Source organism: Acidiphilium sp. 20-67-58 (assembly GCF_002255515.1).
GTDB lineage: Bacteria > Pseudomonadota > Alphaproteobacteria > Acetobacterales > Acetobacteraceae > Acidiphilium.
In genome coordinates this window covers 52,856-75,519 of the sequence record NZ_NCAS01000009.1, presented here as the reverse complement: position 1 = coordinate 75,519, position 22,664 = coordinate 52,856, and the positions used below count along the sequence as shown (strand labels likewise).

The following is a 22,664-nucleotide window of genomic DNA, read 5'->3' as shown; positions in this document are numbered from 1 at the left end:
CGCCGTGATCTTGCAGTCCGGTAGCGTCCGTAGGTGAATTATTTACGCTGCACGCGCGAAAGTCACCGGCGAAAATGGCATAAAATGATGAAAGAGGTGGCGGTATTGACTGTAAAGTTTTACAATATGTAAAACATGAAAAATATCGCCCGTTGTCATGGAGTGCCCGCATGTCCAAGCCGCTGATTGGCCGCATCGTCCGCCGCCTGCGTCAGGAACAGGGGCTGACGCAGCAGAAACTTGCGGCGCGGCTCGGGATTTCAACGTCCTATCTCAACCTCATCGAGCATGATCAGCGGGGCATTACCGCAGCACTGCTGATCAAGCTGACCGAAACGCTGCAAGTGGATCTGGCAGCGTTGTCAGGCTCTGATGAACGGCAGATGGAACAGGCGCTGCGCGAGGCGTTCGCCGACCCGCTGATCGGCAGCGAGCAGGTGCCGGACTCGGAGGCCCAGCTCATTGCAGTCTCGGCACCGGCGGCGGCGCAGGCCGTGCTGGGGCTTTACCGCGCGTACCAGGCGGTGCGGGAGGAGACCGGCGGCATCACGCTGCCCTCGGGGCGAAAGATCCTGCTGCCGAACGAGGAAGTGCGGGATTTCTTTCATGAACATGCAAATCATTTCCCCGAGCTCGAGGCAGCGGCCGAGGCGCTGGGAGCGGAATTGCCGGCGGCAACGCTGGGCATGAACCATGCGCTCGCGGAGCGGCTCCGGCACAAGCACGGGCTCGTCGTGTCCGTCGCACCGCTGCCGGGGGCGCTGCGGGTCTTCGACCCGGCGCGGCGGCAGCTCGTACTCTCCGAAACGCTGCCGCGGGAGAGCAGGGGCTTTCAGATGGCCTTCCAGCTTGGCCTGATCGAGGCGCGCGAACTGATCGAGGAGATCGTCCGGCGCGCCACGCTCACCACCCGCGATGCGGGCGAATTGCTGCGGATCGGCTTGATCAATTATTTCGCCGGCGCGGTGTTGATGCCCTATGCCCCGTTTCTGGGGGCGGCGTCGGAGCTGCGTCACGATGTCGAGCATTTGGCAATGCGCTTCGGCGTTTCGTTTGAACAGGCCTGCCACCGGCTTTCGGCGCTGCAACGCCAGGGGGCGCGCGGGGTGCCGTTCTTTTTCCTGCGGGTCGATCCGGCGGGGAATGTCTCGAAGCGGTTCTCGGCGGCGGGGTTTCCCTTCGCCCGCTATGGCGGCAACTGCCCGCGCTGGATCGTGCATTCAGCCTTCGCCACGCCCGGCAGCGTGCGGGTGCAGGTGGCGCAGCTGCCTGACGGCGTCACCTATCTGTGCTTCGCGCGCACCATCACCTCATCGCCGGCGCATTGGGGCGAGCCGCCGGCAACGCGCGTGGTAGCGATGGGATGCGATATCGGCCGGGCCGGTGAGGTGGTTTATGCCGACGGGATCGATCTCGACCGGGCAGCAGTCGGGATCGGGCTGTCATGCCGGCTCTGCGACCGGCCGGAATGCCGCTCGCGCGCCTTTCCGCCACTGGCCCACCGCCTGTCGCTCGACGTATCGACCACCAGCGCCAGCCCCTATCGTTTCGAGCCGGCCGGGGGCGGAAGCCGGACGTCCGGGGCAGGGACATAGACACAGAACGAGGGTTACCAGACGGTTCCTGGCCGTTTGGCGTTCTATCCCCTCTTACGCCCGGCGCCGTGCCGACATCTCGTTGCAAGCCTGCGCCCGCGATGTTTCCGGAAATTTCCGCAGTCGCGGTTCAGCGGGTGAAAAATGGCGGCGATCCGCCCGGATAGAGATCGCGGCTGGCGGCCGCGGTTGCTCGTTCGGCGACGGGAGTGGCTGGGAAATGCGCGAGAATCGCGAGCGTGCGGCGCGGCGGAAGGGTGAATTCCGAACCATTCGCGGCGGCGAGGGCCGCCTTGCGGTCGCCATGGCGGAGGTCGAGGCTGATCGTGACCAGCGCGTCGATCACTGTCTGCGAGGGGGCGTCAGGCCGGATCCCCAGTTCTGCGCGCACAACCTTGCGGGCGTGCAGCATCTGGAGCTTGGTGAGGTTGTTCATGCCGAGCCAGCGGCCGACCGTGGAGAACTGGCCTGCCATCGCATCGAGCGAGGCGGCGGCGAGCGCCATTTCGGCCGGTCGCCCCTGCATCGCCGCGGGATGCGAGAAGGCCCAGCGCGCCTCGTTGGTTGCGGCGATCGCGGGGTCTTCGCCGGTCACCCGGCCATCGAACGCATTTGCAGGCAGATATCCTGTCGATGGCGGTGGTGTGACCAGCGCGCAGCCGGCAAGGCTCAGGCCGAGCAGCGCGAGGGCAAGGGCGGAGCGGAACGTGTGGGGCGAGCGGAGAGTCTGGTTCATGACGGTGCCTCGACAATGGCGCGAGCCCGATCAGGCCGGGCGCAGTCCCTTGCGGAACCGCTCGGCCAGTTCGACGTAATGCGGAGCGGTCTGGTCGAAACGGCTGCGCTCCTCATCGGACATGATACGAACGAAGCGGGCCGGCGACCCCATCCACAGCTCGTTGCGGCCGATTCGTTTGCCGGGGGCGAGCAGGGAATGCGCCGCGAGGACGCCGCCCTCCTCGATCACCGCGCCATCCAGCACCACGGCGCCCATCGCGACGAAGGCTCGGTCCTCAAGTGTACAGGCATGGATGACGGCGGCATGACCGATGGTGACATCCGCGCCGATTCGCGCGGCGAAGCGCTCGCCGGCATTGACGTGGACGACCGTGCCATCCTGGATGTTGGTGCGTGGCCCGACCGTAATGTCGTTATTGTCAGCGCGCAGGGTGCAGTTGAACCAGATATTCGCCCCGGCAGCGATCCGCACGGCGCCGATCAGGACAGCGCCGGGAGCCACCCAGGCATCCGGGTCGATCTCCGGGCGTATGCCGTCGAGCTCAAAGAGGGCCGGCTGATCGTGGCGCATGGGGCTTTCTCTCCCGGTTCAGCTGTCTGCAAGCGGCACCCAGGGAATTTTCGCAAATTCGATCCCCTCGTCCGCCAGCGCTTCGGATTCAGCCTCGGTCGCCGCGCCGTAGATGCCGCGGGCCGGTGCCTCGCCATGGTGGATGCGGCGCGCCTCGGCGGCGAACTCGTCCCCCACGAAATCGCATCGCGCCTCGACCTCGCGCCGCAAGCTGGCCAGGGTGGCACGGAGCTCGTCCGGCATGCGGCCGGCGACGGCGGTCGATTGCGTCGCCTTCGCCGGCGGCTGTGCCGGGGCGGTTTCGGCAGCCACGGCCTTGGCGATCCGCGGGGCCATCAATGCACGGCCGACATCGTCCCCGCCACAGCGCGGGCAGTTCAGCAGGCGGCGCTTTGCCTGGCGGTCGAAACTCTCGCTGCTCGCGAACCAGCCATCGAATTCATGGCCGCAGCCGCAGCGCAGCTGATAGTGGATCATGCCGACAGCAGCGGATCGAGCCGGCCGGTCCGCTCCAGTTCGACCAGATTGTCGCAACCGCCGATCGGCCGGTCGTCGATGAAGATCTGCGGCACGGTGGTGCCGCCGCCGGATCGCTCGATAGCTTCGCGGCGCGCGGCGGAACCGCGAGGTGCGTCGATCTCGGTGAAGGCAAATCCCTTCTGGCGCAGAAGGCTTACCGCGCGGCTGCAATAGGGACAGAAGGCCTGGGTGTAGATTTCGATTTTCGGCATGTGTTGTCTCCGATCCTTCACATACGCAAGACGGAGTTTATCGCAAGACGGTTGCGGAAGTCTTAGAGCACGTTCGGATCCATCAGGATCGGATGTCGTGCTCTATCTTGTTGATAACTAGAGCATCTTTATCCGATCAGCTGATCGGATAAAGATGCTCTACAGCGGCTTGAGGTGGGGTACCATCACCCGATCGGTAAAATATATTTTATTATCAATATTATAGAGCAATGCCGTCGATCCGGAAGGATCGAAAAACGACTTTACTCGCCGTCCTGCGTTGCAACGCGGGCGAGGGCCAGCACATCCACCGCCGCAGCACCTGCGGCGAGCAGCGCCTCGGCACAGGCCGATGCGCTGGCCCCGGTTGTGAGGATGTCGTCGATCAGCAGCACCGTGCGCCCAGCGAACTGCGCCGCCCTTCCTTTGCGCACGCCGATCGCGTTCTTCATCGCCTGCTCCCGGCCGAACTGGTCGAGTTCGGAGAGCGGCGGCGTCGCCCGCAGGCGGACCAGACCGTCGATCAGCGTGTCCCGCCCGGTCATCCGGCCGAGCGCGCGGGCCAGCAATCCCGCCTGGTTGTAGCCCCGCCGCGCGAGCCGGGTGCGGTGCAGCGGCACCGGCACCAGCAGATCGGCGCGGGCGAGCAGGGGGGCGCCGGGACGGAGCAGAAGCCGTGCCAGTCCCGCGGCGCGCTCCGGCCGGTCGGCATATTTGAAGGGCAGGATCAGCCGTCGGGCGGCATCGTTGTAGACCAGCGCGGCCCGCGCGGCGCGGAACGCCGGCGGCGCCCAGTCGCACCCGGTGCAGAGCGGGGCCGGGTCTTCGAGCGGCAGCCCGCACTTGCCGCAGACCGGGCCGGTGATGAACCGCGCCGCGCCGAAGCAGGACGTACAAAATACGCCCTCGGCCGACACCTCCTCGTCGCAGGCGAGGCAATGCGGTGGCAGCAGGAGATCAAGCGTCGCGCGGGCGAACTGCCTCAGCATCGGCGGCTCTTTGCCGGCTGGCGCAAAAGCGGCACAAGTGGGGGCATGAGCGATATCGATATCTTCGACCGCAGGGCCGTTGCCATGCACCGCAGCCGCGCGGCGCACCGCCTCGCGCGGGTCAGGCCGGTGCTCGACGAGCTTGCGGTGCGGGTGCTCGACCGGCTGGACGATACCGGGCGCCAGTTTCGCCGGGCACTCGATTTCGGCGGGCGCGGCGCCGTGGCTCCGCTGCTGGCGGCGCGCGGGCTGGAGGTGATCACTGCCGATGTCGCCCCGGCGCTGCTGGCCGGGAGCGGCGGGGTTGCCGCCGATCCGGAATATCTCCCCTTTGGCGAGGGGTGTTTCGACCTCATCGTCGCGCATCTTTCGCTGCACTGGGTGAACGATCTGCCAGGGGCGCTGATCCAGCTGCGCCGCGCGCTGAGCCGGGAAGGGCTGTTCATCGCTAGCCTTCCTTTGCTCGGCACGCTCGGGGACTTGCGGGTCGCCCTGATCGATGCGGAGGACCGTCTCGCCGCGGGGGCTTCGCCGCGGATCTCGCCCTTCACCACGCTCGCCGATGCTGCCGGGCTGATGCAGCGGGCGGGGTTCGCCCTGCCGGTTGCCGAGCGGGAAACCGTGCGTCTCGAATACGCCGCCCCGCTCGACCTGCTTCGCGATCTCAGGGATGCCGGGGAGACCAACGCGCTGCGCGACCGTTCGCGCCGCTGCCCGCCGCGCGCGCTGTTTCCGATGGCGCTGGCGGCAATCGCGGATGCCGATGGCCGGCTGCGGCTCGAATGGCCCATGGGCGTGATCACCGGCTGGGGATCATAACAGGCCGAGCCGCTTCAGGCTGATCCACCTTCCGTTGCCGATGATCAGGTGGTCGTGCAGCACGACCGAAAGTGTCGCCGCCGCCTGCTTGATCTCTCGGGTCATCGCCACGTCCTCTTCTGACGGGGTGGGATCGCCGCTCGGGTGGTTATGCACGAGGATGAGCGCCGTTGCATGCAGTTCGAGCGCCCGGCGCATCATTTCCCGCGGATAGACCGGGGCATGGTTCACCGTGCCGTGCGCGAGCACCTCGTCGGCGATCAACCGGTTGCGCTGATCGAGAAACAGCACGCGGACCTGTTCGGTCTTTTCACGGGCGAGGACGGCGGTGAGGTATTCGATCAGCCTGTCCCAGTGGTTCAGGACCGGCCGGTAGGTGATTTCCGCCCTGGTGAGGCGGAGCGCTGCGGCCTGGACGAGCTTGAGAGCGGCGGCACCGGCCTCGCCCAGCCCCTCGACACCGCGCAGCGCCTCGGCCGGTGCGGCGATGGCGCCCGCGCAGGAGCCGAAATGCCGGATGAGTTCCTTCGCCACCGGCTTGGTATCCCGCCGGGGGACGGCAAGAAACAGCAGCATTTCGAGGATTTCATGGTCCGCCAGCGCGTCCGGTCCTGCTTTCAGCAGGCGCGCCCGCAGCCGTGAACGGTGGCCGGCCGCGCCGTGGGCACCTGGGTTTGGTTCCCCGTGCCGTGAGGAGACCTCATCCTGCAGAAGATCCGGCTGGGCGGCCGGTTCGCGCAACGAATCTCCAGAAGGAATCACAACCTGAGATTGTCATATTCGAATGGTCTTGAAAAGCCGCTTTCCGCCCTGCCGGTCAGATCGTCTCGCCGGCGGCAAGGGTGAACACCTCGCATCCGGTTTCGGTGATGCCGATCATGTGCTCGAACTGCGCTGACAGGCTGCGGTCCCGCGTGACGGCGGTCCAGCCATCGTCGAGCACCTTCACTTCTGGGCGACCCGCATTGACCATGGGCTCGATGGTGAAGAACATGCCTGGCCGCAATTCGGGGCCGTCGCCCTTGCGGCCGAAATGCAGCACGTTCGGCGGCTCGTGGAACCGGCGGCCGATACCGTGGCCGCAGAAATCCCGCACCACCGAGAAACGTTGCGCCTCGACATAGGTCTGGATGGCATGGCCGATATCGCCGAAATGCGCGCCGGGCCTGGCCACGCGGATGCCTTCCAGCAGGGAGTTGTAAGTGACGTCGATCAGGCGGCGGGCCTTGGTCGGCGCCGTGCCGGCGATATACATCCGGCTCGAATCGCCGTGCCAGCCATCGAGAATCACGGTGATGTCGATATTGAGGATATCCCCATCCATCAGCACCCGGTCGCCGGGGATGCCGTGGCAGACGACATGGTTGATAGAGATGCAGGTCGATTTCGGGAAGCCGCGATAGTTCAGCGGTGCCGGGATGGCGCCACGAGCAACGATGTAATCGTGGCAGATCCGGTCGATCTCACCCGTCGAGATACCGGGATGGACATGCGCGCCGACCATGTCGAGCACTTCGGCCGCGAGCCCGCCGGCCGCGCGCATGGGCGCGAAATCCTCGGGTTTGTGGATCGTGATCTGCCGCTGTTCGGATCCGCCGTCCATCAGCCGCACTCCGCCGGGTTGACCGCTTTGAGTTTCATCGCTGTTAAATGACTTCCGCGCGGCGCAATGGCAAGGTGGCCAGCCGGACCGACAGCGCGAGACCGGCAACAAGCATTGCCGCGATCATCGCCACAACGCCGTTCCAGCCCGCACCGCTCCACGCGACGCCGCCCAGCGAGCCCGCGAGGCTGGAGCCGAGATAGTACAGAAAAAGATAGAGCGCCGCCGCCTGCGCCCGCGCGCCCCGGGCAACCGCTCCGACCCAGGCGCTCGCCGTGGCGTGGCTGGCGAAAAACCCGAGCGTGACGAGGGCGATGCCGAGAACGACCAGCCAGAGCGCGCCGGAGAGGGTCAGCAGCGCGCCGGCCAGTTCGAGCGCGATCGCTGCCGGCAGCATGCGCGCCCTGCCGATCTGCCCGGCAAGCTGCCCGCTCCAGGCGGAGCCGCCGACGCCGACGAGATAGACCGTGAAGATCGTGCCGACCGCGGCCTGCGACATGCTGAATGGCGGTGCGAGCAGGCGGAAGGTGATGTAGTTGTACACCGTCACGAAGCCGCCCATGAACAGGAACCCCTCGGCATAGAGCAGGCGCAGCGCCGGGTCCGCGAGATGCGCTGCGTAGCTCCGCGCGAGGGCGCCGATCGATAGCGGCCGGCGGATGAAATGGCGCGAGGCGGGCAGGATCGCCATGAACAGCAGGCCGGAGGCGAGGCCGATCGCGCCGATGCCGGCAAGGGCGGCGCGCCACCCGGCGGCATCGGCGAGAATGCCGGCGATCAGGCGCCCGCTCATGCCGCCGAAACCGCTGCCGCCGACATAGAGTCCCATGGCGAGACCCATCGATCTCGGCTCGATCTCCTCCGCTAGGTAGGCCATGGCGACGGCGGGCAGGCCCGACAGCACGAGGCCGATCAGCGCCCGCAGCGCGAGAAAATCCCCCCAATGCGGGATGGCTGCCGAAATGAGGGTCAGCAGCGCGGCGCCGATCACCGAGGTCGCCATCATCGGCTTGCGCCCCCAGGCTTCCGAGAGCGCGCTGGCGACGAGAAGCGAGCCGGCGAGGGTGAGGGTGGTCAGGGAGAGCGCGAGGCTCGCGGCGACCGGGCGGACGTGGAAATCCGTCGCGAAGACCGGCAGCAGGGGCTGGACGCAATACATCAGGGCGAAGGTCGCGAAGCCGGCGGCGAACATCGCGAGCGTGGTCCGGCGAAACGCGGGCGTACCTCGGCTGATGCGGGACGGGGCGGCTGCCGGCGGTGTTGGGTCCTTCATCCGTCCTGAATGCCGGCAGGGCAGGACGGTTTTCCAGCCCGTCCCGCGCAGGTCAGCCTCCTTGCCGGGGTGGAGCGGCGCCTATTTCTGCACCCAGGGCAGCCCGTCATGTTTCCAGCCGGCGACGAGGCCGCGATGGCCGCGCTGGTCGTGCGGGCCCTCGAACCCGTCCCGCACGTTGTAGACATGCGGGAAACCGTGCTCCTGCGCGATGCGTGCGGCAGCCATGCTGCGCCCGCCGCTGCGGCAGATGAAATACACATGGTGCTCCGGCCGCAGCCCGGCGCCCCGCATCTCGTCGAGGAAACGCGGGTTGTGCTGCATGCTCGGAAAGCTCTGCAACTCGATCGGCACGATCTGCTTGCCGGCCTGGGACAGGTCAGGAAGGCCGACAAAGGTCCATTCCGCGCTGGTCCGCACGTCGCACAGCATGGCATCCGGGTTGCTCATCAGCGCTTCCCACACCTGTTTCGGAGCCACATCGTCAACCATATCTTCCTCCGGATCATCACGGTTATAGCGTTGCGGCATTGTTGTCCGACGGCCGGATCTGATGCAAGACGGTTACACGGGAGACAGAACAGCGTGACACTGCAAGCAGCGACCTCGATCGCCGACGGATTTGTCGGCGCCATTGGCAATACGCCCCTGATCCGGCTGCGCCGCGCCTCGGAGGCGACCGGGTGCGAGATTCTCGGCAAGGCCGAATTCATGAATCCGGGCGGGTCGGTAAAGGATCGAGCGGCGCTCGCGATCGTCGAGGATGCCGAGGCGCGCGGCCTGCTCACGCCGGGCAAGCCTGGTATCATCGTCGAGGGAACTGCCGGCAATACCGGAATTGGGCTGACGCTAGTCGCCAATGCCCGCGGCTATCGCAGCATCGTCGTGATGCCGGAGACGCAGAGCCAGGAGAAGAAGGACTTCCTGCAGATGATCGGCGCCGATCTGCGCCTCGTGCCGGCAAAGCCCTATCGCGATCCGGGCAATTACGTGCACGTCTCGCGGCGCATCGCCGAGGAGGTGGGCGGCTGCTGGGCAAACCAGTTCGACAACACCGCCAATCGCGAGGGCCATCGTCGCACGACGGGGCCGGAAATCTGGGCGCAGACCGGGGGACGAATCGATGCTTTCACCTGCGCCTGCGGTACCGGCGGTACGCTGGCCGGCGTCGCCATGGCGCTGAAGGCGCATGATCCGGCCGTGCGGATCGTCCTCGCCGATCCCGAGGGCAGCGCGCTGCATTCATGGATCAAGACCGGCGAGATCGTGGCGGAAGGCTCGTCGATTTCCGAGGGGATCGGCCAGGGCCGGGTCACCGCCAATCTGGAAGGCGCGCCGATCGATGATGCGGTGCGCGTGCCCGATACGGAGATGCTTGAACAGGTTTACGACCTGATGATCCATGAGGGGCTTTCCATCGGCGGTTCCGCCGGGATCAACGTCGCCGCGGCAATTCGCGTTGCCCGCGAGATGGGACCGGGCCATACGATCGTCACCATCCTGTGCGATGGTGCGTCGCGCTATCAGTCGAAGCTCTTCAACCCGGAATTCCTGCGGAGCAAAAATCTGCCGACACCGCCCTGGATCACCTGAACGACGATTGACGTCTTGCTGGCTGGCTGAACCGCAGGGGGCTTCACGCAGCGCCCCATGCGGGCAGGAAACCGGCGATGAACGATCCGCCAGATCGTACGCCGCAATTGCGTGAGGCGGCGGATCAGACCCTTCGGTAGGTCAGGACCAGCACGTCGCGGAAAGCGGCCCGCGCAGGGTCGAGCGGGATGACCGGCGTCACGCCGTGAAACACCCGCTGGTCGTCAACCAGGGCCGCATCTCGCGCTGCCGTCAGGGTGAAGCTGCCGAGATCGTTGCCGTGCAGGTCGTGGATCGTTGTGGTGCCCTGCTCGATGTTTTCGCGGCGGACCATCAGGACCAGAACGAAATCCACGCCGTCGCGGTGCATGCCCTCCGGCGTGGGCAGACCGGCGCCATCGGGATTCGCCTCGATCCTGAATTGGTGCGCCTCGATATGCCAGGCGATGCTGCCCGTTCGTTCCTCGAAGAGGGATCGGGTGAAGCCGAGCAGGGCCTGAAACGTGTCGCCATTGGCGATGGTGTCGGGGATCGGCTCGAACCAGCGCTCCACCCCGCCATTCAGGGCGTTGTATTCGCGGGTCTGGAAATGCGGCTGATGCGCGGCGCGGCGGATGGGCTGGTCTGGCACCGCGGTGAACACGCCGAAGCGGCGGCGGCGGTAGCGGCCGCCATCAGCCATGTATTGATCAATCGGCATTGCGTCCCAGCTCGACGCGAAGGGCTCCCACGCGGCAGGGGCAATGGCCTCGGCGGGGAGCATCCGGTCAAGGGCAACCCCCGGCAGAAAGGCAAAGCCTTCGGCGGCGAGGTTCAGGCCGAGTTCACTGCGGGTGCCAACAGGATCCATATGCCAGAAATAACACGTTCCCGGACGGGTAACAGGTCACGCGGAGGTAAACTCAGCCATTCCCTGGCGCGGGGTCGAGGTGTGGCGGGCTGGCCGGACGCGGGGGCGTACCGAATGCGGCACGGAATTCGGCGGGATCGATGGTGAGCCGCTGATAGGGGAAGGGAATCTCGATCCCCTCGGCGTCGAAGCGGTTCTTCAGTCTGCGGTTGAATTCGCGGCGCACCGCATGCTGCTGCCCAGCAGGGGTGCGCATCCGGCCGACGATGTCGAGCGAGGAGGCGCCGAACTGGTCGAGCCCCCAGAGCTCGATGTCGCCGAGGATGTTGGGCGCCCAGTCCGGATCGGCGCGCATGGTCGCGAATTCGTCGCGGATCACCTGGAAGACCCGATCGATGTCTTCCTTGTAGGCGACGCCGACGCTGATCGGCGCGAAGGAGAATTCCCGCGAGAAATTGGACACCGTGCTGACCGCGCTGAACGGGATGACGTTGAGCGAGCCGTCGCCGGCGCGCAGCCGGATCGTGCGGATCGAGAGTTTCTCGACGCTGCCGGAGACGCCCGCGAGGGTCACCCAGTCGCCGACCTGGACGGCGTCTTCGAGGAGCAGGAACAGGCCGGTGATGATGTCCTGCACCAGCTTCTGCGAGCCGAAGCCGATGGCAAGGCCAAAGATGGACAGGCCGCCGAGCAGCAGGGTCACATTGACGCCGATCGTATCGAGCACCACCAGTGTCACCACCACGAGGATCGCCCCCATGAGCGTGGAGCGCAGCATCGGCATCACCGTGCGGTAGCGCGCGGCACGGCCGGCGCGGCCCTGGCGCTCCAGCCGTTCGGCATGCGCCTCCAGCGCCGCGTTCGCGGCTTCCCAGACGATGAGCGCGGCGAGAATCGCGGTCGCGATGGTGATGATGGCGGAGGCGATCTGCCGGCCGATCGTGGTTCCCGCGAACCACGCGAACACGCCGATGCCCCAGAGCTGCAGGGTGACCAGCAGGCCAAGCCCGGCGACGAGCGCCGCCGCCCCCAGCTTGAGCACCGGCAGATAGGTCCGCAGCCTTGCGTGCATGCCGGGATGCCGGGCGCGCAGCGTGCCGCGCTCGTCGAACGCATGATCGAGGGCGGAGGCGATGCTCGCCGCGATTCCGCGCGCGATGATGGTCACCAGGCCGAGCACGATCACGATGCGGAGCATGATGAAGAAAGCGTGCGGGATGCCGATCGCCCAGGCGACCCAAAGGGCGATCACGTAGAAGAGTGCGAGTATGTGCCAGGTGTGCGCGAACCCGACGCGCAGCGCCGCGGTGAACCCGGTGGTGGCGGTCTCGCCGCGGATGAAGGCCGCGACCGGCCTCCGCGCCTGCAGGATCATCACCGCCAGCATCAGATGCACCGCCAGCGAGACGATCTTGATCAGCACCCTGCTGGCCGCCGGATAAAGCCCGAACAGGCCGCCGGTCGCGATCGCGGCGTAGCCGAAGGCGATCGTGCCGACGATCGTGCGCAGCCAGCGATCGATCCACCGCGCGCGCGCATCGTCAAGGCCGGTCAGCCGGAGTTCCGGCGCATGCGGGGCAAACAGCAGCCGCAGGCACTCCATGGCGATGCGCGAGACGATATAGGCTTCCAGCGCGGCGATGATGACGAGGCGGGAGACCCGGTCGTCGGCGATGTCGCTCGAAATGAGGGCGAAGCCGGCCAGCGCGAAGACGAGAACGGGTGCCAGTTCGAGGCCGAAATGGGCAAGCGCGCGCGGAACCCGGCGCAGCCAGTGCCGCAGCGGCTGGCGTCGGCGACGGTGTTCGGTTTCGCCGGCTTCCGCCGCGGCGATGCCGGCATTGGCTTTCGGCGCGTCGGGCTTGTCGCCACCGCGTGCGCTGGCTGGCCCGCGCTCGAGCCGCGTGCGCGGCTTCAGCAAGGCCCGGCGGGTGATAAATTCCAGCGCGAGGCATGTGGCAAGGACCACGGCGAGGCGCCAGGAGGCCTTCAGCACGGTATGGCGGAGCCAGGAATCGGTCGCGACGAACGTGATCCAGTGCCAGATCAGCGACACGTCGGTGGCATCGCTCAGCGCCCGGCCCACGCCCTGCAGGGTCTGTTTCGTCCAGGCTTCTGCCCTCTGGGTGATGCCAAGGCCGAGCGCCGCCGCGACGGGCGCGGGGCTCGCGGCCTTGCCTGCCTTCATCGCCTCGAGTGTCGCAATGAGGGCGTTGCGCTGTGCGGGGTTCTGCAGCGTGGTGATCGCGGCGTTGATCTGCGCCGGCGCGAGCGCGGCCGGGGCGGCGGTCGCGCCGGCTGCACTCCGGCCGGCAGCGGGCGCGACGCTTCCCGCCGCAGCCTGCGGCATCGCGGCGACGAGCATGGCGAGGAACGGGATGACGAGCGTCAGGACGCGAACCATGGTTCGGGAGAAACGGGTCATTGCGGCCGATGTCAACACTGCCCCCCTATCGGCATCGGGTTTCGCCCATTATATGTTCGTCATGCGTGATATTCTCTTGATTGTGCTTGGTGTCGACATGATCGCGGTGGTTGCCGTGCTGCTGGCGGGTGCCGTCGGCATGACCCGCGGTGCGGACCCGCGCCGGCAAAACCGGCTGATGCGCTGGCGCGTCGGCCTGCAGGCCGTCGCCGTGGCGCTCGTCGTCATCCTGATCGTGACCGGCTGACGCGCATGGCCCAGCCCCGCGCCGTCCTGTTCGATGTCTTCGGCACGCTGGTCGACTGGCGCGGCAGCGTCATCGCCGGCCTGACCGCATTCGGTTCCGCGCGCGGCCGCAATGCGGACTGGGCCGAGATTGCCGATGCCTGGCGCCGGACCTATCGCCCCTCGATGGACCGGGTTCGCCGCGGCGCCATCCCGTGGACCCTGCTCGATGACCTGCACCGCGATGCAATCGTCGATCTGGCCCGGCGGCACGGCTTCGGTCCGCTGGAGGACGCCGATTGCGAGCACCTCGTCAAGCTGTGGCACCGGCTGGCGCCGTGGCCGGACACGGTCGCCGGGCTCACACGGCTGCGGCAGGCGGTAATCATCGGCCCGCTTTCGAACGGACATGTCGCGCTGCAGGTCTCGCTCGCGCGGCGCAACGGTTTCCCCTGGGATGTCACCTTCGGATCGGATATTTTCCGCCACTACAAGCCCGATGCCGAGGTCTATCTCGGGGCCTGCGACTATCTCGGTCTCGCGCCGCATGAGGTGATGCTGGCCGCCGCGCATAACGACGATCTCGCGGCCGCGTCGAGTTTCGGCTTGCGGACGGCGTTCATCAGCCGCCCGCTCGAATTCGGCGCCGCCACCGGCGATCGCGCCAACCCGTCCGGGCCGTGGGAGATCGTCGTCGACTCGGTCGAGGCGCTGGCTGCCGAATTCGGCGTCTGACGCGGCTCAGCGCTCGTCCCGCAAGGCGCGGCCGAGCAGCCGGCGCATGCTGGCTTCAAGCGTGCTGCGGCCACCGATCAGATCCGCCACCGCCTCGGTGACGGGCATTTCGCAGCCGGCCGACCGTGCGCGGGCGAGCAGGGCAGGGGCGGTCGCCAGGCCTTCGATCACGCCGCCCTCCGGTGCGGGGCGCTCGCCGCGGCCGAGGGCAAGCCCGGCGCGGTAGTTCCGGCTGGCGCCGCCCGTTGCGGTCAGGATCAGGTCTCCCAGCCCGGCGAGGCCCGAAATCGTCTCCGCGGCACCGCCGATGGCTTCGGTGAGGCGGCCGATCTCGGCAAGGCCGCGGGTGATCAGCGCCGCGCGCGCGTTCTCGCCGAGCCCGGCGCCGATCACCGCGCCGGCGGCGATCGCGATGACGTTTTTTGCAGCCCCGCCAAGCGCCGCGCCGATCGGGTCGGCGCTGCCATAGACCCGCAGGCGCGGCGTCGCGAGGCGTTGGACGAGGTCGCGCCGGGAGGCTGCGTCGGTCATTGCCAGTACGGACGCGGCCGGCAGGCCGGCGGCGATCTCGTGGGCGAAGTTCGGGCCCGTCAGCACCGCGCAGGGCCGGCGGGGTTCCATCTCGGCGGCAATTTCCGGCCCCAGCGCGCCGGTTTCGCGCTCCACTCCTTTGGCGCAGAGAACCAGCGTGCCGTTGCCTTGCGGCAGGCGGCCGAGGGTTTCCCGCAAATGCTGGAACGGCACCGCGAGAAGCGTGACCGGCGCTTCGGGCGGCCGCGCGGCGATGGCGAGATTGTCCGGCAGGCGGAGGCTGGGCAAATGCGGGGTCGCGCGCGTAGCGGCCAGTGAAGCGGCCTTCGCGGCGTCGCGCGCGACCAGCGTCACCCGCCGTCCCTGCGCGGCGTAGAGCGTGGCGAGGGCGGCTCCCCAGGCGCCGGCGCCGATCACGACGAATTCGGGGTGCTGTGTCATCCTGCGTCCTCTCCGGCAAGCCGAATGATGGCGGTACTGGCCTCTTCCTCGCCCAGCGCGGCGCACAACGCTTCCAGTACCGGGGCCGCCGCGGCCTCGAATCCGTAGGGTGGGTTGATCACCAGCAGGCCGCTGCCGTTCAGCCGCGCCGGGTCGATCGCCGGGCGGAGCAGCATCTCGCAGGCAATGACGTCAGGGATGCCTCTGGCGGTGATATCGGCCATGAAATCGCGGACGGGCGCGCGGTGCTTGACGGGATACCAGGCCGCGAACACGCCGGAGGGGAATTTGCGTCGCCCGGCATCGAGCGTCCTGGCGAGGACGGCGAACTCATCGGCACGCTCGAAGGGCGGATCGATCAGCACGAGGGCGCGGCGTTCGGCCGGCGGCAGCAGCGCGGAGACGGCCTCGTAGCCGTCACGAGCGTGGACCTGGGCCAGCGGATCGCCGCGGAACCGGCGTTTCAGCGCCGCCGCATCCTCGGGGTGCAACTCGCAGAGGGCGAGGCGGTCGCCGGGGCGCAGCAGCGCGCGGGCGATCGCGGGCGAGCCGGGATAGGCCAGGCCAGGCGGCACCAGCGCCAGATAATCGGCGAGGGCAGTGGGCGAAGCGGCGCGCAGCCTGCCGATGCCGCCTTCCCACTCGCGGGTGCGGCCGGCTTCGGGGCCGGCGAGATCGTAGGCGCCGAGTCCCGCGTGGGTATCGAGCACGAAGAGCGGCTTTGCCTTGCGCGTCAGCGCGCGCAGGAGCAGGACCAGAAGCGCATGCTTCAGGCAATCGGCCGCATTGCCGGCGTGATAGGCGTGGCGGTAATTCATCTCGATCCGGCTGATAGTCGCCCGCGGCGGGCCGCGCCAGAGCCTGGCATTTGACGGGTGGATTTTCCGGCCTATCTCTGGGGCACTGCCGTTGAGAAAAGCGGGACGATCCGGCTGGCGGAAAAGAGAATGTGAACGCGCCACGCCCGGACCCGGATCTGAAATCCGTCGGGTTTCAGACCTGGCGCATTGTTGACACGAGGAGTTTTCGATGACGCTGACCCGCCCACTGGCCCTGCCCGACGACATGGCTGGCGTGACGGTGCGGCCCGAGGCCGGCAACGATGCCGCCTTTGCCTTGCCGTCTTGGACCCTGACCGATCTCTATCGTGGGACCGAGGACCAGGCGATCGAGGCGGATCTTGCGCGACTCGAGGCCGACGCCATCGCCTTCGCGGCAGCGCTGCGCGGAACGGTTGCCGGGCTGGACGGGGCGGCGCTGGCCGCCGCGATCGCGCGATACGAGGCGATCGAGCAGGGGCTGGGGCGGCTGCATACATTTGCGCAGCTCAATTTCAGCGCCGACGCCACGGTGCCGACCGCCGGGCCGTTCTACCAGTCGATCGCGGAACGGGCGACCGCGATCGGTGGAAACCTCGTTTTCTTTCCCATCGAGATCAACCTGATCGACGACACTGCGCTCGAGGCGGCGCTCGCCGATCCCGCGCTCGCCCGATACGCGCCGTGGCTGCGCGATCTGCGGGCGCTGCGCCCGCATCAGCTGTCCGGCGAGATCGAGCGGCTGCTGCTGGAGAAGGAGGTGACGGGGCATGCGGCCTGGTCCCGCCTGTTCGACGAGACGACCGCTGCCCTGCGGGTGCCGGTGGCGGGCGAGGACCTGACGCTGTCGGCCGCGCTCAACCGGCTGTCCGATACGGATCGCGCGCGGCGCGAGGCCGCCGGCCGGGCGATCGGCGGGACGCTGCAGCGCAATTCCCGGCTCTTCGCCCAGATCCTCAACACGATCGCCAAGGACAAGGCGATCGAGGATGGCTGGCGTCGCTATCCCACGCCCGAAGCGGCGCGCCACCTGGCGAACCGGGTCGAGCCCGAGGTGGTCGAGGCGCTCGTGACGGCAGTGACGCAAGCCTATCCGCGGTTGGCGCACCGCTACTACACGCTCAAGGCCGGATGGCTGGGCCTTGAGCGCTTGCAGCATTGGGACCGCAACGCGCCGCTGCCGGGCGAGCCGGACCGACGGATCAGCTGGTCCGAGGCCCGCGAGACGGTGCTTGGCGCCTATGGCGCCTTCAGCCCGGAGATGCGCGCGGTCGCCGCCCGGTTCTTCGATGGCGGCTGGATCGACGCCGTGCCCCGCCCCGGCAAGTCCGGCGGTGCGTTCGCCCATCCCGCCGTGCCGGATGTCCATCCCTATGTCCTGCTGAACTATCACGGCCGCACCCGTGACGTGATGACGCTGGCCCATGAGCTTGGTCACGGCGTGCATCAGGTGCTTGCCGCGCGCCAGGGCTATCTCATGGCATCAACACCGCTGACGCTTGCGGAAACCGCCAGCGTGTTCGGCGAGATGCTGACCTTCCGCGCGCTGCTCGACGCCGAGACCGACCCGCAGCGGCGGCGGCTGATGCTGGCGCAGAAGGTGGAGGACATGCTGAACACGGTGGTCCGGCAGATCGCCTTCCATCAATTCGAGCAGCGGCTGCATGCGGCGCGGCGGCGCGGCGAGCTGCTGCCCGACGAGATCAGCGCCATCTGGCTCGCGGTGCAGCGTGAAAGCCTCGGTCCCGCCTTCGAATTTTCCGACGAATACCGGATGTTCTGGGCCTATGTGCCGCATTTCGTGCACTCGCCGTTTTACGTCTACGCCTATGCGTTCGGTGACTGTCTGGTGAACGCGCTGTATGGCGTCTACCATGATGCCGCGGCGCGGGGTGAAGCGGCCGGGTTCGTCAATCGCTATCTCGATATGCTGGCAGCAGGCGGCACCAGGCGGCACCGCGAGGTGCTGGCACCATTTGGCCTCGACGCATCGGACCCGGCCTTCTGGCGCCGTGGGCTCGATGTCATCGCCGGCTTCATCGACGAACTGGAACACTGAGGGAAACCGGGGATACATGGCCAACGAAGCGGATAATGGCGGCACGCTGTTCGGCGAAATCAGGCGCTTCGCACGCACGTCGGGGGCGGTGTCCGGCATCGCCGCGCGGGTGGCCGGCGAGCGGGTGTTCGGCATCCGCACCGATCGCGGCCGGCATGCCGAAGATCTGAAGACCATCCTCGGCGGCCTCAAGGGCCCGATGATGAAGATCGCCCAGATTCTCAGCACCGTGCCGGATGCGCTGCCCGAGGAATATGCGCGGGAACTCGCTCAATTGCAGGCGAATGCGCCGCCGATGGGCTGGGCGTTCGTCCGCCGGCGGATGAGTGCCGAACTCGGTCAGGACTGGGAACGGAAATTCCGCACCTTCGGGCGCGAAGCGGCTGCCGCGGCCAGTCTCGGGCAGGTGCACAAGGCAGAATTGCCGGATGGTCGCATCGTCGCCTGCAAGCTGCAATACCCTGACATGCCGAGCACGGTGGAATCCGATCTCCGGCAGCTCAAGCTCGCGATGGCCGTCTACAAGCGGATGGACAACGCCATCCACCAGGATGACATCTATGTCGAACTGGCGGCGCGGCTGCGCGAGGAGCTCGACTACACGCGCGAGGCGGCACAGGCGCGGCTTTACGCGATCATGCTGGAGGGGCAGCCGGATATCGTCATTCCCGAACCGATCCCCGAATATTCCTCCCGCCGCCTGCTGACCATGTCCTGGCTCGATGGCATCGGGATGCAGGCGTTTCTCGACACCGATCCCGACCAGGAGAGCCGCAACCGGGTTGCGCGCGCGCTCTTCCGTGCCTGGTATGTGCCGTTCTACCGCTACGGGGTGATCCACGGCGATCCGCATCTCGGCAATTACCAGGTGAACCCTGCGGGCGGGATCAACCTGCTCGATTTCGGTGCCATCCGCGTGTTCGGCGCCCGCTTCGTCGCCGGGGTGATCGACCTGTTCCGGGCGATCCGCGACAAGGATGACGAGTTGGCCCATCATGCCTACACCTCCTGGGGGTTTACCGACATCACCCGCGAAAAGCTCGACGTGCTGAACGAATGGGCGCGCTTTCTCTACGAGCCGCTGATGCAGGACAGGGTGCGGGCGATCCAGGAGACCAATGACGTGACGTTTGGCCGCAGCGTTGCCGAAAAAGTGCATGAAGGGCTGAAGCGCACCGGAGGGGTCCGGCCGCCGCGCGAATTCGTGCTGATGGACCGCTCGGCGATCGGGCTCGGCAGCGTGTTTCTCCGGCTGCGGGCAGAGCTGAACTGGCAGCAGCTGTTCCAGGAGACGGTCGCTGAATTCGATGCCGCATCGCTGGAGGCACGGCAGGAGGCTGCCTTGGCCCGCGCCGGCGTGCCGAAGCCGCTCTGACCATGGCGATTCTCCAGCGCGGCCTGCGCGGCGGGCTTCTGGCACGGGCGTACCGGAAGATCCTGCATTCATGGTATCTCAACGATCTCGCCTTCGATATCCGCCTCGCTGCCAAGCGGGAGGCAGTGGATTATGTGATGGGCCACATGCAGGCGGCGATGATGCTGCGCGACCGGTTCGACCTGTTGCGCTTCGCCCTGTCGCGTGCGCCGGAAGCCGGGCTCGTGCTGGAATTCGGGGTGGAGAAGGGACTTTCCGTCAACTGCCTCGCGCGGGCGACGCCGCGCATGGTCCATGGGTTCGACTCATTCCAGGGCTTGCCGGAGGATTGGGCCGGCACCGCCTCCGCCCGCGGCGCCTTCGACCGGCGCGGCACGCTGCCGAACGTGCCCGGCAATGTGCGCCTGCATGTCGGCTGGTTCGACGCGACGCTGCCCGCATTCCTGGCGGAGACGGCGGAGCCGGTCGCGCTGCTGCATATCGACTGCGATATTTATTCCTCGACCAAAACCGTGTTCGATCTGCTGTCCGACCGCATCCGTCCCGGCACGGTCATCGTGTTCGACGAGTATTTCAACTATCCCGGCTGGCGGCAGCATGAATACAAGGCTTTCCAGGAATTCTGCACCGAGGGCGGGCGCAGCTATCGCTATCTCGGCTATGCCGGCGAGAAGGGCCATGTCGCTGTAATCATGACCTGACAGCGTTGGTATGGCCAGTGGTGGTCAAGCCGGGGGTTTTCAGGCCGGATGGCGCCAGATGACCAGCCGCGCCGGACCGTGGGCGCGCTCGGCGAGCACGGAAAGATCGGCTGGCTGCGGGTCGGCCTTGCCGAATTCGGCAGCGATCAGCGCGCCGGGGGCAAGCCATCCGGCCCCGGCGAGCGCCTGGAGCGCCTGAGGCACAAGATCCCTGCCGTAGGGCGGATCCAGCAGGATGAGGTCGTGCGGTGTGCCGCGCGGCGGGGCAAGGGCATCCGCGGCGACAATCCGGCCGCGGTCCTCCGCGCGGCATGCGACGAGATTGCGGCGAAGTGCGGCGAGCGCCGCACGGTCCCGCTCGATGAAAGTGGCACTCGCCGCGCCGCGCGACAGGGCTTCCAGCCCGAGCGCCCCCGAGCCGGCCAAGGCATCGAGCACCGCGCGCCCGACGACAGCGTCCTCCGCCCAGGGGGCATGGAGAAGAATGTCGAACAGCGCCTGCCTCACCCGACCGGCGGTTGGCCGGGTCAGTGCGCCCTCCGGCACGGCCAGCGTGCGGCCGCGCCAGGCGCCGGCGATGATCCGCGGGCCGCTCATCAGCCAGCTTTCGGCAATTGCTCGCGGAGGACCTTGGGATTGACTTCCGTGACCGCGCCGCGTGGCATGTTGCCGAGCTGGAACGGGCCATAGGCAATACGGATCAGGCGGGTCGTCTCCAGCCCGAGTGCGGCCATTACCTTGCGGATCTCACGATTTTTGCCCTCGTTGAGGCCAACCGCGAGCCAGGAATTCGATCCCTTGGTGGAGTCGATTTCAGCCGTGATCGGGCCGTATCGCACGCCGTCTACGACAATGCCGCCCTTCAGCGCCGCGAGCCGGGCCGGGTCGATCGTGCCATGCACACGCACGCGATAGCGGCGCAGCCACCCGGTCGCCGGCAATTCGAGCTGGCGGGCAAGGGCGCCATCGTTGGTGAGCAGCAGCAGCCCCTCGCTGTTCAGATCGAGCCGGCCGATGCTGACCACGCGGGGCAGTTCGGCCGGCATCCGCTCGAAGATGGTGGGCCGGCCCTCGGGATCCCGATGCGTGGTCAGCAGGCCCGCCGGCTTGTGATAGCGCCAGAGCCTGGTGCGCGCCGGAGCTGCCACCGGCGTGCCATCGACCAGTACGATGTCGCCGGCGGTGATGAAGGTTGCGGGGTGGAGAACCTTCGCGCCGTTCAGCGAGACCCTGCCGGCCTCGATCATGCGTTCGGCATCGCGGCGGCTTGCGATACCCGCCCGAGCGAGAAATTTCGCGATCCGCTCGCCGCGTTCGTCCCTCTCCGGATCGCTCATCGTGCGGCCTCGACAAAGGCCTCGAGCAGCCGCCGGTCGCCAGGATCGATCAGGAATTCCGGATGCCACTGTACGCCGAGGCAGAACCTGTGCGAGGCCGATTCCACTCCCTCGATCACGCCATCCGGCGCCAGCGCATTGACGACGAGGCGAGGGCCCGGCGCGCGCACCGCCTGGTGATGCGCCGAGTTGACCAGCATCGTGGCGGTGCCGACGATGGAAGCGAGGCGGGTTCCCGGTGTGATGGCGATCTCGTGGCCCGGCTCGTTGCGCGGGTTGGGTTGCTCGTGGGGGAGGGCATCGGGCACCGAATCCGGAATGTGCTGGATGAGCGTGCCGCCGAGGGCCACCGCCAGCAACTGCTCGCCGCCGCAAATGCCGAGAACCGGCATGTCGCGGGCGAGCGCGCCGCCGACAAGTGCTGCCTCCGCCGCGGTCCGGCCCTCTTTCAATGTCACGGTTTCATGGCGCCCGGGTTCGCCGTACAGCGCGGGATCGACGTCGAACGCGCCGCCGGTGACCACGAGGGCGGATATGGCATCCAGCATGTCGGGCGCCAGTTCCGCCCGGTGCGGCAAGGCCAGGGGCACCCCGCCGCAATCGGCGATGGCGTCCATGTAGTTGGCGCGCAGAGCATACCAGGGGAATTTCGAGTAGCCGCCAGGCTGCTCCGCATCCAGCGTCAGTCCGATCAGGGGACGGTTTTTCATGGGCAGAACTAGACCTCATCCCGCCCTCAAGGCAAGAGAGCGGACGTGACCCCGATGCGCCAAGCCCTGGAAGAGGCCGAAGCCGCCGCGCACCGCGGCGAGGTGCCGGTCGGTGCCGTCATCGTCGATGCCGCGGGTGTCGTTCTCGCCGCAGCCGGCAACGAGGTGGAGGCGCGCGCCGATCCGACCGCGCATGCCGAACTGCTCGCGCTGCGGGCGGCCGCCCGACGGCGGGGTGGGAAATTTCTGCAGGGTTGCAGGCTGTATGTGACCCTCGAACCCTGCCCGCTCTGCGCCGCGGCGATTTCCCTGTACCGCATCCAGTGCCTGATCTTCGGCGCCTATGATCCCAAATCGGGCGGAGTCGAGCACGGGCCAAGGATTTTCGCCCAGCCCTCCTGCCATCACCGGCCGGAGGTGATCGGTGGGGTCGGGGAGATTGCAGCCGCGTCATTATTGCAACAATTTTTTCGGGAGCGACGCGGCTCGGCAAATTCTGCCGAGTGTTAACCGAACAGTTACTCTGATGAGCGATGTTGATCCTG

General features: G+C 67.5%; 25 protein-coding genes. 9 read left to right on the top strand and 16 right to left on the bottom strand.

Going from position 1 to position 22,664, the window contains the following annotated elements; genetic code table 11:
* Positions 1–170 precede the first annotated feature (170 nt).
* Positions 171–1,595: a short-chain fatty acyl-CoA regulator family protein gene (locus B7Z76_RS05165; protein WP_291342560.1), complete on the top strand. Its 1,425-nt coding sequence runs from the start codon at positions 171–173 to the stop codon at positions 1,593–1,595.
* 130 nt (positions 1,596–1,725) lie between these two features.
* On the opposite strand, the gene B7Z76_RS05160 is transcribed toward B7Z76_RS05165, so the two are convergent.
* The 5 genes from B7Z76_RS05160 to B7Z76_RS05140 all read right to left on the bottom strand — a co-directional run bounded on the left by B7Z76_RS05160 (position 1,726) and on the right by B7Z76_RS05140 (position 4,624).
* Complete coding sequence (locus B7Z76_RS05160) at positions 1,726–2,331, bottom strand: hypothetical protein (protein ID WP_291342559.1); 606 nt, start codon at positions 2,329–2,331, stop codon at positions 1,726–1,728.
* Positions 2,332–2,361: 30 nt separating this feature from the next.
* A complete protein-coding gene (locus tag B7Z76_RS05155; protein ID WP_291342557.1) occupies positions 2,362–2,904 on the bottom strand; it encodes a gamma carbonic anhydrase family protein in 543 nt (180 codons plus the stop codon).
* Positions 2,905–2,922: 18 nt separating this feature from the next.
* Positions 2,923–3,381: a DUF1178 family protein gene (locus B7Z76_RS05150; protein WP_291342555.1), complete on the bottom strand. Its 459-nt coding sequence runs from the start codon at positions 3,379–3,381 to the stop codon at positions 2,923–2,925.
* The gene (gene grxC / locus B7Z76_RS05145) at positions 3,378–3,635 is read right to left on the bottom strand and encodes a glutaredoxin 3 (protein ID WP_174502632.1); all 258 of its coding nucleotides are present in this window, start codon (positions 3,633–3,635) and stop codon (positions 3,378–3,380) included. Before grxC ends, B7Z76_RS05150 begins: the two co-directional genes overlap by 4 nt.
* A gap of 263 nt (positions 3,636–3,898) precedes the next feature.
* Positions 3,899–4,624: a ComF family protein gene (locus B7Z76_RS05140; RefSeq protein WP_174502631.1), complete on the bottom strand. Its 726-nt coding sequence runs from the start codon at positions 4,622–4,624 to the stop codon at positions 3,899–3,901.
* Between the two features lie 45 nt (positions 4,625–4,669).
* Between B7Z76_RS05140 and B7Z76_RS05135 the strand changes: the two genes are divergently transcribed.
* A complete protein-coding gene (locus tag B7Z76_RS05135; protein ID WP_291342552.1) occupies positions 4,670–5,443 on the top strand; it encodes a methyltransferase domain-containing protein in 774 nt (257 codons plus the stop codon).
* Here B7Z76_RS05135 and radC read toward each other — a convergent pair.
* The 4 genes from radC to B7Z76_RS05115 form a co-directional block, all read right to left on the bottom strand.
* Positions 5,438–6,184 carry a DNA repair protein RadC gene (radC, locus tag B7Z76_RS05130; protein ID WP_408736366.1) on the bottom strand — a complete coding sequence of 249 codons (747 nt, stop codon included), beginning with the start codon at positions 6,182–6,184 and terminating at the stop codon, positions 5,438–5,440. The genes B7Z76_RS05135 and radC overlap by 6 nt on opposite strands.
* Before the next feature lie 76 nt (positions 6,185–6,260).
* Entirely contained in the window at positions 6,261–7,046 is a 786-nt protein-coding gene (map, locus tag B7Z76_RS05125; RefSeq protein ID WP_291342550.1) for a type I methionyl aminopeptidase, read from the bottom strand.
* 43 nt (positions 7,047–7,089) lie between these two features.
* Positions 7,090–8,319: an MFS transporter gene (locus B7Z76_RS05120; protein ID WP_291342547.1), complete on the bottom strand. Its 1,230-nt coding sequence runs from the start codon at positions 8,317–8,319 to the stop codon at positions 7,090–7,092.
* Between the two features lie 81 nt (positions 8,320–8,400).
* A complete protein-coding gene (locus tag B7Z76_RS05115) occupies positions 8,401–8,811 on the bottom strand; it encodes a rhodanese-like domain-containing protein (RefSeq protein WP_174502627.1) in 411 nt (136 codons plus the stop codon).
* A gap of 93 nt (positions 8,812–8,904) precedes the next feature.
* Between B7Z76_RS05115 and B7Z76_RS05110 the strand changes: the two genes are divergently transcribed.
* On the top strand, positions 8,905–9,912 hold the full coding sequence (locus B7Z76_RS05110) for a cysteine synthase A (RefSeq protein ID WP_291342545.1): 1,008 nt from the start codon (positions 8,905–8,907) through the stop codon (positions 9,910–9,912).
* 124 nt (positions 9,913–10,036) lie between these two features.
* On the opposite strand, the gene B7Z76_RS05105 is transcribed toward B7Z76_RS05110, so the two are convergent.
* Positions 10,037–10,762, bottom strand: coding sequence for a 2OG-Fe dioxygenase family protein (locus B7Z76_RS05105; RefSeq protein WP_291342543.1), 726 nt, complete (start codon positions 10,760–10,762; stop codon positions 10,037–10,039).
* A gap of 52 nt (positions 10,763–10,814) precedes the next feature.
* Positions 10,815–13,166 carry a mechanosensitive ion channel domain-containing protein gene (locus tag B7Z76_RS05100; RefSeq protein WP_291342541.1) on the bottom strand — a complete coding sequence of 784 codons (2,352 nt, stop codon included), beginning with the start codon at positions 13,164–13,166 and terminating at the stop codon, positions 10,815–10,817.
* Here B7Z76_RS05100 and B7Z76_RS05095 point away from each other — a divergent pair.
* The gene (locus tag B7Z76_RS05095; protein ID WP_236656235.1) at positions 13,165–13,434 is read left to right on the top strand and encodes a twin transmembrane helix small protein; all 270 of its coding nucleotides are present in this window, start codon (positions 13,165–13,167) and stop codon (positions 13,432–13,434) included. The genes B7Z76_RS05100 and B7Z76_RS05095 overlap by 2 nt on opposite strands.
* 5 nt (positions 13,435–13,439) lie before the next feature.
* Positions 13,440–14,147, top strand: a complete 708-nt coding sequence (locus B7Z76_RS05090) for a haloacid dehalogenase type II (protein WP_174502623.1) — start codon at positions 13,440–13,442, stop codon at positions 14,145–14,147.
* 6 nt (positions 14,148–14,153) lie between these two features.
* Here the strand turns inward: B7Z76_RS05090 and B7Z76_RS05085 are convergent, their stop codons facing one another.
* Positions 14,154–15,119, bottom strand: a complete 966-nt coding sequence (locus B7Z76_RS05085) for an NAD(P)H-dependent glycerol-3-phosphate dehydrogenase (RefSeq protein ID WP_291342538.1) — start codon at positions 15,117–15,119, stop codon at positions 14,154–14,156.
* Entirely contained in the window at positions 15,116–15,937 is an 822-nt protein-coding gene (locus B7Z76_RS05080; protein WP_291342536.1) for a 23S rRNA (adenine(2030)-N(6))-methyltransferase RlmJ, read from the bottom strand. The genes B7Z76_RS05085 and B7Z76_RS05080 overlap by 4 nt, the downstream gene beginning before the upstream one ends.
* A gap of 211 nt (positions 15,938–16,148) precedes the next feature.
* On the opposite strand from B7Z76_RS05080, the gene B7Z76_RS05075 reads away from it, so the two are divergent.
* The 3 genes from B7Z76_RS05075 to B7Z76_RS05065 are packed head-to-tail and all read left to right on the top strand — an operon-like array spanning position 16,149 to position 20,072.
* On the top strand, positions 16,149–17,996 hold the full coding sequence (locus B7Z76_RS05075) for a M3 family oligoendopeptidase (protein ID WP_174502620.1): 1,848 nt from the start codon (positions 16,149–16,151) through the stop codon (positions 17,994–17,996).
* A 16-nt stretch (positions 17,997–18,012) separates the two neighbouring features.
* Positions 18,013–19,371 (top strand): AarF/ABC1/UbiB kinase family protein, encoded by a 1,359-nt coding sequence (locus tag B7Z76_RS05070; protein WP_174502619.1) that lies wholly within the window; start codon positions 18,013–18,015, stop codon positions 19,369–19,371.
* 2 nt (positions 19,372–19,373) lie between these two features.
* A complete protein-coding gene (locus tag B7Z76_RS05065) occupies positions 19,374–20,072 on the top strand; it encodes a class I SAM-dependent methyltransferase (protein WP_291342533.1) in 699 nt (232 codons plus the stop codon).
* 39 nt (positions 20,073–20,111) lie between these two features.
* On the opposite strand, the gene rsmD is transcribed toward B7Z76_RS05065, so the two are convergent.
* From rsmD to B7Z76_RS05050, 3 genes are read right to left on the bottom strand one after another with little or no spacing between them, the layout of a single operon-like run.
* Entirely contained in the window at positions 20,112–20,669 is a 558-nt protein-coding gene (rsmD, locus tag B7Z76_RS05060; RefSeq protein WP_291342531.1) for a 16S rRNA (guanine(966)-N(2))-methyltransferase RsmD, read from the bottom strand.
* The gene (locus tag B7Z76_RS05055) at positions 20,669–21,409 is read right to left on the bottom strand and encodes a pseudouridine synthase (protein ID WP_291342530.1); all 741 of its coding nucleotides are present in this window, start codon (positions 21,407–21,409) and stop codon (positions 20,669–20,671) included. The genes rsmD and B7Z76_RS05055 overlap by 1 nt, the downstream gene beginning before the upstream one ends.
* Positions 21,406–22,119 carry a gamma-glutamyl-gamma-aminobutyrate hydrolase family protein gene (locus B7Z76_RS05050; protein ID WP_174502615.1) on the bottom strand — a complete coding sequence of 238 codons (714 nt, stop codon included), beginning with the start codon at positions 22,117–22,119 and terminating at the stop codon, positions 21,406–21,408. The genes B7Z76_RS05055 and B7Z76_RS05050 overlap by 4 nt, the downstream gene beginning before the upstream one ends.
* A 54-nt stretch (positions 22,120–22,173) precedes the next feature.
* Between B7Z76_RS05050 and B7Z76_RS05045 the strand changes: the two genes are divergently transcribed.
* Positions 22,174–22,629: a nucleoside deaminase gene (locus B7Z76_RS05045; protein ID WP_174504759.1), complete on the top strand. Its 456-nt coding sequence runs from the start codon at positions 22,174–22,176 to the stop codon at positions 22,627–22,629.
* The last annotated feature ends 35 nt before the right edge of the window (positions 22,630–22,664 follow it).